General features: G+C 40.7%; 12 protein-coding genes. 7 read left to right on the top strand and 5 right to left on the bottom strand.

Annotated elements, in window-relative coordinates; all coding sequences use genetic code 11:
* Nucleotides 1-4: 4 nt before the first annotated feature.
* The 3 genes from C7H19_RS22820 to psaA all read right to left on the bottom strand — a co-directional run bounded on the left by C7H19_RS22820 (nucleotide 5) and on the right by psaA (nucleotide 6,995).
* The gene (locus tag C7H19_RS22820) at nucleotides 5-1,990 is read right to left on the bottom strand and encodes an alpha-amylase family glycosyl hydrolase (RefSeq protein ID WP_106459219.1); all 1,986 of its coding nucleotides are present in this window, start codon (nucleotides 1,988-1,990) and stop codon (nucleotides 5-7) included.
* Between the two features lie 260 nt (nucleotides 1,991-2,250).
* A complete protein-coding gene (psaB, locus tag C7H19_RS22815; RefSeq protein WP_106459218.1) occupies nucleotides 2,251-4,479 on the bottom strand; it encodes a photosystem I core protein PsaB in 2,229 nt (742 codons plus the stop codon).
* 263 nt (nucleotides 4,480-4,742) lie between these two features.
* The gene (gene psaA / locus C7H19_RS22810; protein WP_106459217.1) at nucleotides 4,743-6,995 is read right to left on the bottom strand and encodes a photosystem I core protein PsaA; all 2,253 of its coding nucleotides are present in this window, start codon (nucleotides 6,993-6,995) and stop codon (nucleotides 4,743-4,745) included.
* 514 nt (nucleotides 6,996-7,509) lie between these two features.
* Here psaA and C7H19_RS22805 point away from each other — a divergent pair.
* Nucleotides 7,510-9,168, top strand: coding sequence for a hypothetical protein (locus C7H19_RS22805; RefSeq protein ID WP_181280714.1), 1,659 nt, complete (start codon nucleotides 7,510-7,512; stop codon nucleotides 9,166-9,168).
* An 82-nt stretch (nucleotides 9,169-9,250) separates the two neighbouring features.
* A complete protein-coding gene (locus tag C7H19_RS22800; RefSeq protein WP_106459216.1) occupies nucleotides 9,251-9,793 on the top strand; it encodes a hypothetical protein in 543 nt (180 codons plus the stop codon).
* Nucleotides 9,794-9,854: 61 nt separating this feature from the next.
* Here the strand turns inward: C7H19_RS22800 and C7H19_RS22795 are convergent, their stop codons facing one another.
* Nucleotides 9,855-10,280: a YraN family protein gene (locus tag C7H19_RS22795; RefSeq protein ID WP_106459215.1), complete on the bottom strand. Its 426-nt coding sequence runs from the start codon at nucleotides 10,278-10,280 to the stop codon at nucleotides 9,855-9,857.
* Nucleotides 10,281-10,336: 56 nt separating this feature from the next.
* On the opposite strand from C7H19_RS22795, the gene C7H19_RS22790 reads away from it, so the two are divergent.
* From C7H19_RS22790 to C7H19_RS22770, 5 genes are all read left to right on the top strand, one after another.
* On the top strand, nucleotides 10,337-11,509 hold the full coding sequence (locus C7H19_RS22790; protein WP_106459214.1) for an esterase-like activity of phytase family protein: 1,173 nt from the start codon (nucleotides 10,337-10,339) through the stop codon (nucleotides 11,507-11,509).
* Between the two features lie 9 nt (nucleotides 11,510-11,518).
* Nucleotides 11,519-12,106 (top strand): chromophore lyase CpcT/CpeT, encoded by a 588-nt coding sequence (locus C7H19_RS22785; RefSeq protein WP_106459213.1) that lies wholly within the window; start codon nucleotides 11,519-11,521, stop codon nucleotides 12,104-12,106.
* Nucleotides 12,107-12,134: 28 nt separating this feature from the next.
* Nucleotides 12,135-12,728 (top strand): precorrin-6Y C5,15-methyltransferase subunit CbiT, encoded by a 594-nt coding sequence (gene cbiT, locus C7H19_RS22780; protein ID WP_106459212.1) that lies wholly within the window; start codon nucleotides 12,135-12,137, stop codon nucleotides 12,726-12,728.
* A 116-nt stretch (nucleotides 12,729-12,844) separates the two neighbouring features.
* On the top strand, nucleotides 12,845-13,729 hold the full coding sequence (locus C7H19_RS22775) for a phosphatidate cytidylyltransferase (RefSeq protein ID WP_106459211.1): 885 nt from the start codon (nucleotides 12,845-12,847) through the stop codon (nucleotides 13,727-13,729).
* 91 nt (nucleotides 13,730-13,820) lie between these two features.
* A complete protein-coding gene (locus tag C7H19_RS22770) occupies nucleotides 13,821-14,888 on the top strand; it encodes an LOG family protein (protein ID WP_106459210.1) in 1,068 nt (355 codons plus the stop codon).
* Between the two features lie 12 nt (nucleotides 14,889-14,900).
* Here C7H19_RS22770 and C7H19_RS22765 read toward each other — a convergent pair whose 3' ends face one another.
* The gene (locus C7H19_RS22765; RefSeq protein WP_281261736.1) at nucleotides 14,901-16,466 is read right to left on the bottom strand and encodes a sensor histidine kinase; all 1,566 of its coding nucleotides are present in this window, start codon (nucleotides 16,464-16,466) and stop codon (nucleotides 14,901-14,903) included.
* Nucleotides 16,467-16,839 lie beyond the last annotated feature (373 nt).

Here is a 16,839-nt window from a genome sequence, read left to right as displayed (position 1 = left end):
TAGCCTATGATGACCAGCGATCGCGCCATTTAACGATTCCATCACTAGCCAGTAACCAGCGACGACCTGTATTATCTTCTCTGATCGGACTATCGCCATTACGCCACATAGCATATTTATAAACAATGGGTTTACCAGAACTTTCTTCAAAGGGAATTTCACCAAACCACGTATTAGAGTTAACATACTCCAGAGGATAAGCGCGAGAAATATCCCAGTTACCCAGTTCGGGACAATTTCCTGTAACAACAACAGTATCGCCAAGTTGAGTGTTTACACCATTAAGTTGTACTCTAACAACGGTTTTCGCTTGTACTCTTACTCCAACTGAACTAATCACAATAATTTGTTTAGAATCAAGCAGAAGATCATAAAGATTACCGTCTTTCACTTCATACTTATTACCAGACATTACGTCGGTATGTTCTCCATCGGGTAAGTCAGTAGATACAGCGTCTAAAGTAATAGCTTCACCTCGGTTCATCGCTACAAATAATACAGAATCTCGATAGCGTCGCGTATAACAATAAACATCGGGCGTAATATGTTTTTGCCATTGACTACCCATTGATACCGCAGGATTTAAACGACGTAAACCTGATAATAATCTAATATCCCGATAAATAGGTGTATCCATATCCCATTTATCCATCATTGGACGGTTATAAGGATCATTATTTCCGTAGGGATTATCATTAGCATTTGTATCATCATGCAGATATTGTTCTGTACCGTAGAATAAACAAGGAATACCACGCGATGTCATCAATAAACCAACAGCTAACCGTAATACATCTGGGTCAGAATTAAGGGATTGGAAACGGTGCATATCGTGGTTATCTATGAAGGTGATTAACTCAGTTGCACTATCATAAAGATGATCCAAATCTAAAATATCTTGCACTAAATGGAATCCGTTTTCGTCCCATGTTCCTAATGCTTGACGAATTGCCATACAAAAGCCAAAATCTAATAGAGACATCCCCGAATGATTGGCATAATCGAGAGATGTATGATCATGGGGACTACTATAAATCCATTCACCAAAAACAAAAGCATCGGGGCGGTGGGTTTGTATATCAGCAATGAATTCTTGCCAAAACCAAATTGGCATATGTTTAACGGTATCAATACGAAGTGCATCAACACCTCGATCTAACCATTGTTTAATCGCGGATTTAATATATTCTCGGTATTCTGAATTATTTTCATTAAAAGTTGCTAAACCACATAATTCGCAGTTTTGTACTTGCCATTCATCTTCCCAGTTTGTTACTTCGCCGTAATGGTGATACCAATTATTTTTATCATCATTAAAATCAGCAATTTTTACACCATCATCATAAAGCTCACCTTTGACACCATTTGCATCAGGATTACTATGATTGCAAACAATATCTAAAACGAGTTTCATTTTCCGTTTATGTAATTCTTCAATCAAACGATCAAAAGTGGTATTTCTAGTTTCTTGAGTTTCGTTTAATGAATTATTTTCATCTTTTCCAAGATAACGAGCATTAAGACGTTTAAAATCTTTGATCCAATAACCGTGAATCGCTGCTTTATCACCATAGCCTAATGTTTCGATTTGCTCAAATAATGGCGTTAACCAAAGAGCAGTTACACCTAATTTTTTAAGATAATCTAGTTTCTCAATAATACCTTGTAAATCTCCGCCCCAATATCGATCCCAATTTTCTTGAGTCAGATCATATAATTCGGGATTGGGTCCTACATTATTATTGGGATCGCCATCATGAAATCGATCAATAACAATAAAATAAATTGTTTCTTGACGAAAATCAATTTCTCTGGTAAATAAAAACTCTAAATCTGATTCATCGACAGTTGTAAACTCACGCTCTGTTCGATCAGTTGGAATATCGGATGCGAGAGGAATAAAAGATAAAACGGGATCTTCTTCTGTATTCTGAACGTTGGATTTTAAAGGCGTTAAATCGGTCTGAGGGGTTAATGATGGCTCTGACATTGTTATAAAAAAATCCTACTTATGGTGCTAGTAGGAATTCTATCAAACTCATTTTTTTTAGGCTTATATCTTTGGAGACTCTGGGAGCTTCCAAAGATATATGTCTAAAGTTAGTTGTGTTTTTTCTGATGTCGTAAAACATAATTTTTGAGTGAGTCAAATTCTTTTAATCTTTATCTCATCCAAATTGAAAAAGCCCCCACCGTGTGAAGGGTGAGGGACTTTATTTAGTTACCATTAACTGTTAGTTTTGTTCAGGTTTAACCGAACTTACCAGCAGTAGAGGCAATGACAAAGGCTGCGTAAGTGAAGATATAGCCAACGGTGAAGTGTGCTAGACCAACCAAACGACCTTGAACGATCGACATTGCAACGGGCTTATCTTTCCAACGAACTAGGTTCGCAAGAGGAGTACGTTCGTGAGCCCAAACGAGGGTTTCAATCAACTCTTGCCAGTAACCACGCCAAGAGATGAGGAACATGAAACCAGTTGCCCAAACAAGGTGTCCAAAGAGGAACATCCAAGCCCAGACGGAGAGGTTGTTAACACCGTAAGGGTTATAACCGTTGATTAATTGTGCAGAGTTTGCCCAGAGATAATCGCGGAACCAACCCATTAGGTAGGTAGAGTTTTCGTTGAACTGTGCAACGTTACCAGACCACACGCCGAGGTGTTTCCAGTGCCAGTAGAAGGTTAACCAACCTATGGTGTTAAGCATCCAGAACATAGCAAGGTAGAAGGAATCCCAAGCAGAGATATCGCAAGTACCGCCACGACCAGGGCCATCACAAGGGAAGGCATAACCGAAGTCTTTTTTATCGGGCATTAGCTTAGATCCACGAGCATCCAAAGCACCTTTGACTAAAATCAGGGTGGTGGTGTGAAGACCTAGAGCGATCGCATGGTGAACTAAGAAGTCACCAGGGCCGATGGTTAAGAAAAGAGAGTTAGTACCGCTATTGATTGCACTTAACCAGCCGGGTAACCAAACGTCACCGTAGTTGGGATAAGCAGTGTAAGCAACGCTATCAGGATTAGACAACAGTACATCAAAGCCATATAGAGCTTTTCCGTGTACTGCTTGAACCCATTGAGCGAAAACGGGTTCAATGAGGATTTGTTTTTCGGGTGTTCCAAAAGCAACCACAACATCGTTATGAACATAAAGTCCTAATGTGTGGAAACCGAGGAATAGAGATACCCAACTCAGGTGAGAGATGATCGCTTCTTTGTGTTCGAGCATCCGCGCCAAAACGTTGTTCTTGTTGGCTTCAGGATCGTAATCCCGTACCCAGAAGATCGCGCCATGAGCGAAAGCACCAACCATTAGGAAGCCAGCGATGTACTGGTGATGGGTATATAAGGATGCTTGGGTGGTGTAATCCTTAGCCATAAAAGCATATGGCGGCATGGCATACATATGTTGAGCTACTAGGGAGGTAATTACTCCTAAGCAAGCCAAGTGCCATCCTAATTGGAAGTGAAGAGAATTATTGTAGGTGTCATAAATTCCCTTGTGTCCAGCACCAATTGCACCACCAAAAGGAGTACCTTGTGGGGGGTTGTGGGCTTCTAGGATCTCTTTCATACTGTGACCGATGCCCCAGTTGGTGCGGTACATATGACCTGCAACAATAAAGAGAACAGCGATCGCCAGATGGTGATGAGCCATATCGGTCAACCACAGAGATTCTGTTTGAGGATGGAAACCACCTAAGAAGGTTAAGATTGCCGTTCCAGCGCCTTGAGCCGTACCAAACATATGACCTGCGGTATCGGGATCTTGAGCGTAAACACCCCAGTTTCCAGTAAAGAAGGGTAATAATCCTGCTGGATGAGGAGGCGTAGACAGGAAGTTATTCCAACCCACGTGCTGACCGCGAGATTCGGGGATTGCAACGTGGATTAAGTGACCTGCCCAAGCTAAAGAACTTACACCAAAGAGTCCTGCTAAGTGGTGGTTCATGCGAGATTCAGCATTCTTGAACCAAGCGAGGCTAGGACGGAACTTAGGTTGTAAGTGTAACCAGCCTGCAAATAGGAACAATGAAGCCAAAATCAATAAGAACACTGCCCCAGTATAGAGGTCTTGATTGGTTCTCATCCCAATGGTGTAAAACCAGTGGTATACCCCAGAGTAAGAAATATCAACTGGGTATGATGCGCCACCTTGAGTAAAAGCATCAACGGCGGGCTTACCGAATTGAGGGTCCCAAATTGCGTGAGCAATCGGACGGATGTTTAAGGGATCTTTGATCCATTGCTCAAAGTTACCTTGCCAAGCGACGTGAAATACGGTGCCCGAAGTCCACAGGAAGATGATAGCGATGTGACCAAAATGGGAAGCGAAAATCTTATGGTAGAGATTTTCTTCGGTCATGCCATCATGACTTTCAAAGTCGTGGGCTGTGGCGATTCCGTACCAAAGTCGACGTGTGGTCGGGTCTTGGGCTAGATCTTGGCTAAATTTAGGAAATTTAGTTGCCATAGCGGTTTAGGAGGTCTCCTCTCTAAAGAATGAGGCAATTGCTTTAAGTGCTGCTCTTTTTCTTTTACTGTCTTTACTGTATCAAAAGATAACAGAGGTAGACATCAAAGTTAAATCAATTAACCTGATTTAAAAGGGTTTTGCAACCCATCTTACTAACTTCTAGGAATGTTTGTCGAGGGAAATGAAAGCGAGCAATCCTTGGGGAAAGTTTTTAGGCTTCTCCCCATTTAGGATTGGCCGATTGATTCCATCACATTTCACTAGAAGGATAGAGTTCTGGCGTGGAAGAATGCCCAAGTTGTGACAATTCCTCCTAACAAATAGTGAGCTACTCCAACTGCACGACCTTGAGTAATGCTCAAAGCACGAGGCTGAATGGTGGGAGCTACGTTTAGTTTGTTATGCGCCCAAACAATAGACTCAATAAGTTCTTGCCAGTAGCCGCGTCCACTGAAGAGGAACATTAAGCTAAAAGCGAAGACAAAGTGACCCGCTAAGAACATGATGCCATAAGCCGACAACGCTGATCCGTAGGAGTTAATGACTTGAGACGCTTGCGCCCACAGAAAGTCTCTTAACCATCCGTTAATCGTAATCGCACTTTGGGCAAAGTTTCCAGCAGTTACATGAGTTACGGTGCCATCGGGTGCAACAGTTCCCCAAACATCCGATTGCATTTTCCAACTAAAGTGGAAGATTACGATCGAAATGGAGTTGTACATCCAGAAGAGACCGAGGAAAACATGATCCCAACCTGATACTTGGCATGTGCCGCCGCGTCCAGGACCATCGCAGGGGAAACGGAAGCCTAAGTTAGCTTTATCAGGAATGAGACGAGAACTACGAGCAAACAATACACCTTTGAGTAGGATCAACACCGTTACGTGAATGGTAAAGGCATGAATATGATGGACTAGAAAATCTGCTGTTCCTAGTGCGATCGGCATCATTGCTATTTTACCGCCCACTGCGACCGCACCACCACCAAACGCATAACTCGCAGGAGCTAACGCAGTTGGAGCAGTACCACCTGGTGCTAATGTGTGGATATTTTGAACCCACTGAGCAAAGATGGGCTGTAACTGAATTCCCGTATCCGAGAACATATCTTGAGGACGACCGAAGGCACGCATCGTGTCGTTGTGGACGTATAATCCGAAGCTATGGAAGCCTAGGAAAATACAAACCCAGTTTAAGTGGGAAATAATAGCATCACGATGACGGATTACTCGATCTAGAAGGTTATCAACATTTTTAGCTGGATCGTAATCCCGCACCATGAAGATTGCTCCGTGAGCTCCTGCACCGACAATTAGAAATCCTCCAATCCAAACATGGTGTGTGAAGATAGCTAACGATGTAGCGTAATCTACAGCCAAGTAAGGGTAAGGCGGCATGGCATACATATGATGAGCTACGATGATTGACAATGAGCCTAATAAAGCTAGGTTGATTGCCAATTGTGCATGCCAAGAAGTGGTTAGAATTTCATACAGACCCTTATGACCTTCACCAGTAAAAGGACCCTTGTGATTTTCAAGGATTTCTTTCATGCTGTGACCAATTCCCCAGTTCGTGCGGTACATATGTCCCGCAATGATGAATAGGACAGCGATCGCTAGGTGATGGTGGGCTGAATCACTTAACCACAAGCCACCCGTAACCGGATTTAAACCGCCTTTAAAGGTTAGGAAATCTGAATAGACTCCCCAATTGAGGGTAAAGAACGGTAAAATTCCTTGGGCAAAACTGGGGTATAATTCCGCCATTTTGCTTGGGTCTAGAATGAACTCATGAGGCAGGGGGATATCTTGGGGAGCTACTCCAGCATCGAGCAGTTTATTCACGGGTAGAGAAACGTGAATTTGGTGTCCTGCCCAACCTAAAGAGCCGCAACCCAGAAGCACTGCTAGGTGATGGTTCATCATCGACTCAGCATTCTGGAACCATTCCAGTTTGGGAGCCTTTTTATGATAATGGAACCACCCGGCAAACAGCATCAAGGCAGCCATTACTAAACCGCCAATTGCTGTGCAGTAGAGTTGATAGCTATTGGTGAATCCCGATGCACGCCAGAGGTAAAAGAAACCAGATGTGATCTGGATTCCGTGGAAACCGCCGCCGACATCTCCGTTTAAGATTCCTTGACCGACAATAGGCCATACTACTTGAGCACTTGGCTTAATTTTAGTAGGGTCGGTTAACCAAGCTTCGTAATTTGAAAAACGTGCACCGTGGAAGTACATTCCACTGAGCCAAACAAAGATAACGGCTAAGTGACCAAAATGGGCGCTGAAGATTTTCCGAGAAATATCTTCAAGATCACTCGTCTGACTATCAAAATCATGGGCATTGGCGTGGAGGTTCCAAATCCAGGTAGTGGTTTTTGGGCCTCTGGCCAAGGTGCGATCAAAGTGTCCAGGCTGGCCCCACTTCTCGAATGAAGTTGGTACTGGATTGTTATCTACAACGACCTTGACTTTTGCCTCTCCCTTAGGAGGACTAATTGCCATGAGGGTTCTCCTCTCTCGACAATGAACTTAATGGTTTTCGTTTCTTGAGGATAGATTTTTTAATCTATAAAAAGCAAGCAATTTATTTAGCCGCTTTTTTTAATTTAGCTTGAGCAACCTGTTTTTGTTATATTTCAGGCGAAAGCATCAATAGTTGATGATAGAACTTCATTTACTTTTATGTTAGAACTGCTTAACAATATTTTAAATTCACTTAAGATTAGTGCGGTTTCTGGCTTAAGTTCAACCATAAGGGTTGCAAAAGTCAAGAAAAAAACTTGATTCTTCACAAAAAGAAACAATCCTTTAAATGTTTGGTAGATTTGGTTAACGGGTCTTTTTTTTAAATTGGTTTATCGAAAAAGCTCTATGGATAAGCATTAGAAAAATCATCAGACAATTCAGTAGAATTTTTCTTAGAGATACAATTTATGTGGTTTATTTTTTCAAGAATGCCTTTTGGCTATCTTCAGGAGGAGTTAGAGTGTTGACTTTTATCTATAGATTTCTGTCAATGAAAAGAATCTGTATATATTTATTAATCTTTTTGTTAAGTTGGACACTAGAAAGTTGTAGTGGCGGAGATCGCATCGAAACCTCGCCCTTATCTCGTAGTCAACCGATTTCTTCCCCAATTTCTACCACCAAGTTAGCGGAAGTCGCACCACCAACAGCGATCGCAAAACTAAGGCGCGTCATGGATCAATATGAACCTCAAGTAACTATTATCAGTCCAAAAAAAAATGAGACTTTTCAAGAAAACACCGTCAAAGTTCAAATAAAAGTACAAGATCTACCGATTTTCAAAGATTCTGAACTCGAACTAGGGCCACACTTAACTCTAATTCTTGATAATCAACCCTCTCAAGCGATCTACGACATTAGCGAACCCGTTGTACTTGAAAGTCTTACCCCTGGTACACATACCCTGCGAGTATTTGCCTCTCGTCCTTGGTATGAAAGTTTTAAAAACGACGGTGCTTATGATCAAACTACTTTTCATATTTACACCGAAAACGGTAACAACACCCTCAACCCTTCCCAACCACTCCTCACCTACAATCGTCCCAGAGGAACTTATGGAGCCGAACCCCTTCTGTTAGATTTTTATTTAACTAACGCACCTCTTCACGTCATCGCTCAAGAAAACCCAGATCTTGCCGACTGGCGTATTAAAGCTACTATCAATGGTGAAAGTTTTTTACTCGATGATTGGCAATCTGTTTATCTTAAAGGTTTCCAAAAAGGCGAAAACTGGGTTCAGCTAGAATTTATCGATGACAAAGGCAACAAAATTGAAAATAACTATAACAACACCGTTCGTATTATTACTTACGATCCTGACTACAACGATAGTTTAACTAAATTAGTTAAAGGCGAAATCCCAATCGAAATATCTAAAAGTATTGTTGATCCTAATTATGTGCCTCAACAACCTCCAGAAATTATTACTGAACCCGAACCCGTAGCAGAAGAAAAACCCCTCCCAGAAATTATTACTGAACCCGAACCCGTAGCAGAAGAAAAACCCCTCCCAGAAATTATTACTGAACCCGTAAAAGAAAAACCCCTCCCAGAAATTATTACTGAACCCGTAAAAGAAAACGAAACTTCACCGACAGAAGAACCAAAATCTGTCATTAAAGAAGACGAAAAACAAACCCTACCCGAACCCATTATCGAAAAAGAACAACCTCAAATCAACACAGAAATCCCACCTGTATTAGAATTACCTCAAGAAACACTTAAACCCGAAAACACTTTACCTGAACTTATCGAACAGCCAACCGTTGCTAAAAGTGATGAAACCGTACCAGAAATCATCATCAATGAACCAGAAACCGTTACTAAAGAAGTTCCTGAAGTGATTGTACCTCCTCAAGAAACACCCCTTGAACAAGAGCCACCTACAGCCAAAAAAGCTAAATGGTTTGACAAACTTCTCAAACCCTTTCCTTTACAAAAAGGAACTAGCAAAACTGACACTCTACCAAAAGAAGTAGAAGAACCCAAAACGGTTAGCCCAGAAGCGACTCTTCAACCGCAACCCTTACCACCAACTCCAGAACCCTCCATCGACTTCAATAAACCTCTTCAACCACAAATCGAACAACCCAAAATACCTCAATTTGATGATGTACCCAGAAAACCAGCAATTCCGAAATTTATCTAGAGATATAGCCACTCTTTTGAGGAACTAGCTTATAATTCTATGCGTCAGATAATAATTTTTTGTTTAGTTAAGTGAGGTTGTTGTGATAAACCAAACGTTTCATAAATTAACTGGCGCAGTTTTATTTATAGCATTAACCGCCGTTACCGCGAGTCCTGCTAAAGCTGAAACTGACCCAAATTCTACACTCATCAGTCAACTACGAGGCCATAATACTTATCTAAAAGAAGAACAGCTTATACTTTCCGATTATGAAATCGGCCGAGTCAGAGGGGCTGTTGGTGGTATTCTGTCTGTAGAGTTCTTTGAACCGGTTACTGTGGGTAACAGAACTATTCGTCGTACTCAAGTTGTCGGCGGGGCGCAACCTGGAGATGATGTTATTTTTAAGGTTGAAGATGATAAACTCGTTTTTGTTAGTGCAGCTAAACCGACTTGGATTAGCCGTTTAAACATTAAAGATGAAGGCAATTTTGTAAGCAACCGTGCTGAGATTTGGAAAGAGTTAGAAAGAAGTCAGGAAGTTGGTTTACCCCCCTTAGCTCCTGAAACCAGAACTTTTGTTGCTGAACCAGAACCAGTCACAGCGCCCGCAGTAGAAGCCCCAATTCGTGGTCTATGGTAAAGAAAAGTTAATTTTTGTTGCAAATATTGACCCTCTTCTCATTTAAAGAGGGTTTTTATCTTTAACCATTTACTTCAAAGGCATTTTCAAGATAATCTTGTATTTTAAAATAGTAATTGTTCCAAACTAAACTAGATTCAGTCTTGGGACAAAATTGTAAATTATACTTTTGATAGTTGACTAAAGCGACATCAAAACGACCATTATAATCTAAATATTTTGGATATTTAGCCAAAAAATAAGTAGCTGTTTGAGTGATTTTTAATTGTTTTTGAGAAGTGATTGCTAAAATACCCTGCTCATCCCAATTATTTCGACTACGAGTTTTAACTTCAATAAATGCTAGACTATTAGATGAATTATTGGGTAAAGCAATTAAATCAATTTCTCCTAAACGACATCGCCAACGGTGTTGAATAATTTGCCATCTTTTATTAATTAACCATTGTTTGACTAATTTCTCGCCAATTTCGCCCACTGTTTCCATACAAATAAATTTGCTTATTATTTAAACAATTGTAACAATTAAAGTGTTCAAACAAAATGAGCGATCGCCTCTTGCCAACAAAACTTAAATATTTAACTCAAATCTTCCTGAGTATCATTTTAATTTTTAGTTTAACTGCTTGTGATTTACCACGTCCAGTTAAAGCCGAAGACAGAATGTTTTTAAATATATCTCTAGATTATCTTGGGGAATATCAACTACCTAAACAAATATATCAAAATACGGAAGTAGGAGGATTATCAGGGATAACTTATGATCGCAAGACAGGTAAATATTATGTTATTTCTGATGATCGTAGTCAAAAAGGTGATGCAAGATTTTATACACTTGACATCAGTTTAAATTCTGAACAAACTAAAATTAATCAAGTAAAAATTGAAAATGTTACCTCTCTTAAAGATAACTTAGGAAAAAGCTATTTAGATGGAACAATCGATCCTGAAGGGATTAGTATTTCTCCTCAAAATACCTTATTTATTTCAAGTGAAGGAAATATTGAGCAAGGTATTTCGCCATCGATTGGAGAATATAATCTTCAAACAGGACAAATCTTACAACCCTTACAGATTCCAAAAAGATTTTTACCCAATAAATCTAAAGATACTCCACCCCAAGGAATTAGAAATAACTTAGGTTTTGAATCACTAACACTAGGAATTAGTAGTACTCTAAAAGATGATCCTTATCGTTTATTTACAGCAACCGAAAACGCTTTAATTCAAGATAATCCAACTGGAACACCCGAAAAAGCAGGAAGAATTCGCTTACTTCATTATGTCATTAATCCAATTGGGGAACCTGTATTAGTCGCCGAACATTTGTATTTATTAGAACCCTTACCCGAAAATGCTCGTTATCATGGATTGTGTGAATTATTAGCTTTTGAAAAAGAGGGTTATCTTTTAAGTTTAGAGCGAACCTTGGGATTAACAGGATTTGAGGTTAAAATTTTTCAACTCATAACAGGAGACGCAACAGATACATCTAGAATAGAATCCTTGCAGGGAAATATCGAGAAGATTCAACCTATGCGGAAGAAATTGTTATTAGATTTAAGTAATCTAGGAATTGAGTTAGATAATGTAGAAGGAATGACCTTTGGACCTCGTTTGAATGATGGAAGTTTATCTCTAATGGTTGTCAGTGATGATAATTTTAGAGATGACCAAATTACACAATTTTTGCTATTTCGTATTAAAGGAATTTAGACAACAACTATGACTCACTCAACAGATATAAAAACCTTAGCTAAATGGATGGCTGCCGATTTTAGTAATCAAGAACAAGCATGGGAAAATCCACCGTTTTTTGCTCATATTCGCGTTTGTATGCGTCCTTTACCTAATGAATTATTATCAAGTACGGCTTTATTTTTAGAACAAGCTTACGATTTTATGCTAAATAATCCTTATCGTTTGCGAGTATTGCGCTTTTTTATAGTTGATGATCATATTGAGTTAGAAAACTATAAAGTCAAAGACGAAGCTAAATTTTACGGTGCATCACGGGAAAAAGAAAAACTTCAATCTTTAACTTTTGAAGACCTAGAATTGATGCCAGGCTGTGATATGACGGTAGAATGGACGGGACATAGTTTTAAAGGTGTTGTAAAACCAGGCAAACAGTGTATTGTCGTTCGTAACGAGAAAGTAACATATCTTGATAATAGTTTTGAGGTAGACGGAAAAATACTAATTAGTGTAGATAGAGGTTTAGATCCTCAAACCGATGAACAAATTTGGGGTTCAGTTGCAGGGCCATTTAATTTCGCACTTCGCACCAGTTTTGCAGATGAAGTAGAATAAGTCTGCTCGTTACCATCATCACAGATTTATGCTTTGGCCTTATAAAACTTCGGGCATTTCCGATCAACTTTTTGAACGCTTACCCGGTATTCCGATGAGTCAACGGGAAGTGAGATTATTGATGATTTCTGCGCTGCGGCTATCATCTGAGTCTGTGGTGTGGGATATTGGAGCAGGAACGGGAACAATACCTGTAGAAATTGGGCTGTTGTGTCCCCAGAGTCGTATTATTGCAATAGAACGAGATGAAGAAGTTGCGAAATTAATTCGACGGAATTGCGATCGCTTTAGTGTAACAAATGTTGAAGTCGTTGAAGGAAATGCCCCGGACTGTCTTGAAACCTTAAGACCATTACCCGATCGCGTTTGTATCGAAGGGGGACGACAACTTAAGCAAATCTTACTAGATGTTTGGCGAAACTATCTACAGCCAGAAGGTCGAGTTGTAGCCACCGCAAGCAGTCTAGAAAGTCTTTATTTGTTGTCTGAGGGATTTTCCTCTCTACAAGCCCGTAATATAGAAATTGTACAGGCTGCCGTCAATCGTTTAGAAACAAGAGGAATACAACAGGTTTTTGCTGCTTTAGATCCGATGTTTATTCTCAGTGGCGAAAAGTTTTAGGTAAGCATTGACCATTGAAACTTTCTAAAATAAGAAATAAAGGAAGAATGAACTTTGCATAAGGTTTTCTTAATCTTAAGATAGGTTTATAATAACAATTTGCTTTGGCTATAACTATGCTTTGGGTACGTGTTGCTAGTGCGATTGTTGCGATCGCTTTTGCTTTAGGAATTATTCTCATTGGCGGATGGTATTTCACCGTAGGTATGGGAGTACTAATCTTTTTGGCACAATTAGAATATTTTCGTTTAGTTAGGGCTAAAGGCATTGCACCCGCAGCAAAAACAACCTTAGTGGTCTCTCAAATCTTGCTTCTAACCGCTACTCTTGCCCCTCAGTTGACCGATGCGGTCTTTCCCTTGGCGGGGGCTTTAATTTGTTTTTACTTGCTGTTTCAGCCCAAATTAGCATCAATTGCGGATATCTCTACATCGATTCTAGGCTTATTTTATGGCGGATACTTACCGAGTTATTGGGTTAGATTAAGAGTTGGTTTTACTCCTCCTACTACCATTACCTTAGCCAGTAGTAATCTTCCTTTAATGGGCTATTGGCCTGAATCTTGGATACAGCCGAAACTCTTACCCCCTGCATTAACCATCACCTTACTCGCTTTTGGTTGTATTTGGGCGGCTGATATTGGTGCTTTTTTTATGGGGAAATGGCTAGGTAAAACGGCACTTTCTGTCGTTAGCCCGAAAAAAACCGTAGAAGGAGCAATTTTTGGGATTTTAGGTAGTATTATTGTTGCTGAAATTGGGGCATGGTATTTAGATTGGCCTTATTGGCAAATTACAGGAGCATTACTTGGGGCTTTAATTGGTATTGTTAGTTTATTAGGAGATCTCACCGAATCAATGATGAAACGGGATGCAGGGGTTAAAGATTCGGGACAACTGATTCCGGGTCATGGTGGTATTTTAGATCGTACTGATAGCTATGTTTTTACAGCACCCGTAGTTTATTATTTTGTCACCTTGTTATTACCTCTTTTGCAGTGATTTAGCAGAAAAAGGTCATAAAAAATCTTAAATTTTTTGGAAAAAGTTCTCAATCGGCTACAATGAGAGAACCGTCAATGATTGGAAATCTATGGCTTTATCCTATTCTCAACAGCCCATTGACCCTCATTTATCCGAAGAAATAACCGATCTCGTTCGCCATCTACCTACACTTAAACACGGCAAATGGATTAAAAGAGCCTTAGAAGTGCTGATTAGAATGGCAGACGAGGATATAGATCGATTAGACTGGAAGATTCTCACCGCATCTCTTGAAGATTTAGAACGAGGTTTTCAAACTTTTTATCCTTATCGTCATACCCGAAAAGTCACTATTTTTGGTTCAGCACGAATTTTACCCAGTAGTACGGGATATCAACTCGCGGTAGATTTTGCGCGTCGTGTTACCCAGTTAGGTTTTATGGTGCTAACGGGTGCAGGTGGCGGTATCATGCAAGCAGGAAATGAAGGTGCAGGGAGAAGTCATTCTTTTGGTTTAAATATAGATTTACCTTTTGAGCAAGACGCAAATCCTTATATTTCTGGTGATCCGAAATTAATTAATTTTAAATATTTCTTCACAAGAAAACTTTTTTTCTTAAGAGAAAGTGATGTTGTTGCTTTGTTTCCTGGTGGTTTTGGGACACAAGACGAAGCTTTTGAGACTCTTACGCTTTGTCAAACTGGAAAATATGGGCCAGCACCTTTATTACTAATTGATGAACCTGGGGCCGATTATTGGCTAACTTGGCAACAGCAAATACTCGATAATTTACAAGTACGCGGTTTAATTAGTCCTGAAGATACTCAACTTTATACGATTACGGATAATTTAGACGTTGCTTGCGATATTATTCAGAATTTCTACAAAATTTATCATTCAAGTCGCTATGTGGGTGAATTATTTGTGATTCGCTTAAATCAAGAATTAACGGATGAACAAGTAGAACTATTGAACGAAAATTTTAGCGATCTTTTAGTAAGTGGGAAGATTGAAAAATCGAAAGCTTTACCAAAAGAAAATGATCCATCTATACATCTACCTCGTCTAGTTTTTCATTTCAATCAACGAAGTTTTGGGCGGTTATATGAATTAATCAACAAAATTAATCAATGTGAAGCATCTTGTTTTGTCGAGCCACATCCTGAAGTAAAATAACTTTAATCATTTTCAAAAATGAGAATCATCATCATATCGATTTCCCCAAGTAAAGCGAAAAGTGGCTCCCTCACCTAAGTTTGACTCCAAAATGATCAAGCCACCTTCTGTTTCAATAATTTTCTTAACAATTGATAAACCGATTCCTGTACTTTCGGGTACTTCTTGCCCTTGAAGCGTTTGGAAGATTTCAAAAACGCGCTCATGGTTTTCAGGTGCAATACCAGGACCGTTATCAGCGACCGAAAATTCGTAGTATTCTCCTTTTTGGTTCGCTCTAATTTCGATTCGTCCATCAAGGCGATCGTTGTATTTGATGGCATTGCTAATTAGATTAGAAAAGACTTGGGATAAAAGTAATTTTTTGGTGAAGAGAGTTGGCATTGCTGACTGTACAAAGATCGTGAAGGTGGATGGAAACATTAGAGAGTCGAGAATCTCCGAGAGCAATTCCCCGACTTTGACCCGTTCTGTAACGATTTCGGTACGACCGATCCGAGAATAGGCAAGTAAACCATTAATTAGGGCTTCCATGCGAAGGACCCGACTCTGCAAAAGCTGCATTTGATGCAGGTTCTCTTCGTTTAATTGCCCTTGTAGATCATCAGCAATCCAAGAAGAAAGGTTATAAATCGCCCGCAAGGGAGCTTTGAGATCGTGGGAGACGGTATAAACAAAACGATCTAACTCTTGATTTCGTTCTCTTAATTTAGATGCAGTTTGCTCTAGAGCCGCGTTCAACTCAATGAGTTTAGAGGCTTGTCGCTGTAGCTGGATCTGGGCCTGTTTGCGCTCCGTGATGTTTTCTGCAAAAATGACGATGCCGCCGACCTCACCTGCCGCCTTGAACCACGGGCGGACTTCCCATTTGAGCCAATCAACCGAGCCATCGATGCGGTAAAAGCTATCTTCGTCTGATTTTTCGACTGCACCTGCTAGACAGTTTTGATGAATCTGTTTCCAAGATTCTGGAATTTCGGGAAAAACTTCGTAATGACTGCGCCCGATAATGTTTTCTGTTAATTTGTAATCTTCCATCCAGCGTTGACTGTGTCCCAAATAACGCATTTCACAGTCAAACATTGCCATCGCTGCTGGAGTATGTTTAACGAACAAGGAAAGTTTTTCTTCGGACTCGCGTACTCTTGCTTCGGCCCGAACACGTTCGACGGTCGCCCAAGTGCGATCAGCTACTTCTTCTGCCAGAATCACCTCGTCTGGTGTCCAAGCTCGCGACCCAGAAGTGTGAATTGCCAGCCCAGCAACGAACTCACCTTCCTTGACCAGAGGTATGCCGATGTAAGCCCCAATTTGGATCGCTGCGTAGGCTGCTTGCTGATCAGGTGACAGGTTAGGATCGGCTTCCACATCGAACACGGATACAGTACAACCAGTACGGTACGCCGCAAGCAACTTCGGTCCGAAGGAATCAATCGGGTAGCTGCCAGCGAGTGCCGAAGCACCGTTGACGTAATCGCGTTCAACGACGTAATCAGCACCGCGAACCTCGAAATAAGCCACGCGGTTTGCCCCGATATATTCGCCAAGCACACGGCTGGCCGTAGCCTGAATCTCCACTGGATCGGCAAGGGGTCGCAGAAAGTCGGCAAGGGAGATGAGGAAGGCATTACGGAGGGCGGCTTGGCGGATAATCTCTTGGGCTCGTTTGATTTCAGTGAGATCATAAAAGTAACAAACCACGCCGTGACTGCCGTCGGGTAGCGTGATGCGGTGAATCTGCCAGTCGTATGACTCGGTCTTCTCGATATTATGCCGATCTTCGGTGACAGGCGGCGCAAGGTAAGACTCGCCTGTTGCCAGCGTATGCCGGAAGTGTTGAATCGCTTCGGTGGCGAAGGGTTCTGGCCAGATGATAAGTAACAATGCATAATTAATTGTATATTTGTGGTAAGCTTTTAGTGGCTCTAGTTGTTGCTAGTAGGTAAAAATT

Origin of the sequence: Aphanothece hegewaldii CCALA 016, assembly GCF_003007785.1 — a bacterium.
In the GTDB taxonomy this organism is placed as follows: domain Bacteria; phylum Cyanobacteriota; class Cyanobacteriia; order Cyanobacteriales; family Microcystaceae; genus Chroococcus; species Chroococcus hegewaldii.
This window is presented reverse-complemented; position numbering and strand designations above follow the sequence as displayed.

Bases quoted from the DNA above. Each gene is read 5' to 3' on its own strand.
- C7H19_RS22820 (WP_106459219.1), bottom strand. From the start codon at position 1,990: ATGTCAGAGCCATCATTAACCCCTCAGACCGATTTAACGCCTTTAAAA.
- psaB (WP_106459218.1), bottom strand. From the start codon at position 4,479: ATGGCAACTAAATTTCCTAAATTTAGCCAAGATCTAGCCCAAGACCCG.
- psaA (WP_106459217.1), bottom strand. From the start codon at position 6,995: ATGGCAATTAGTCCTCCTAAGGGAGAGGCAAAAGTCAAGGTCGTTGTA.
- C7H19_RS22805 (WP_181280714.1), top strand. From the start codon at position 7,510: ATGAAAAGAATCTGTATATATTTATTAATCTTTTTGTTAAGTTGGACA.
- C7H19_RS22795 (WP_106459215.1), bottom strand. From the start codon at position 10,280: ATGGAAACAGTGGGCGAAATTGGCGAGAAATTAGTCAAACAATGGTTA.
- C7H19_RS22790 (WP_106459214.1), top strand. From the start codon at position 10,337: ATGAGCGATCGCCTCTTGCCAACAAAACTTAAATATTTAACTCAAATC.
- C7H19_RS22785 (WP_106459213.1), top strand. From the start codon at position 11,519: ATGACTCACTCAACAGATATAAAAACCTTAGCTAAATGGATGGCTGCC.
- cbiT (WP_106459212.1), top strand. From the start codon at position 12,135: ATGCTTTGGCCTTATAAAACTTCGGGCATTTCCGATCAACTTTTTGAA.
- C7H19_RS22775 (WP_106459211.1), top strand. From the start codon at position 12,845: ATGCTTTGGGTACGTGTTGCTAGTGCGATTGTTGCGATCGCTTTTGCT.
- C7H19_RS22770 (WP_106459210.1), top strand. From the start codon at position 13,821: ATGGCTTTATCCTATTCTCAACAGCCCATTGACCCTCATTTATCCGAA.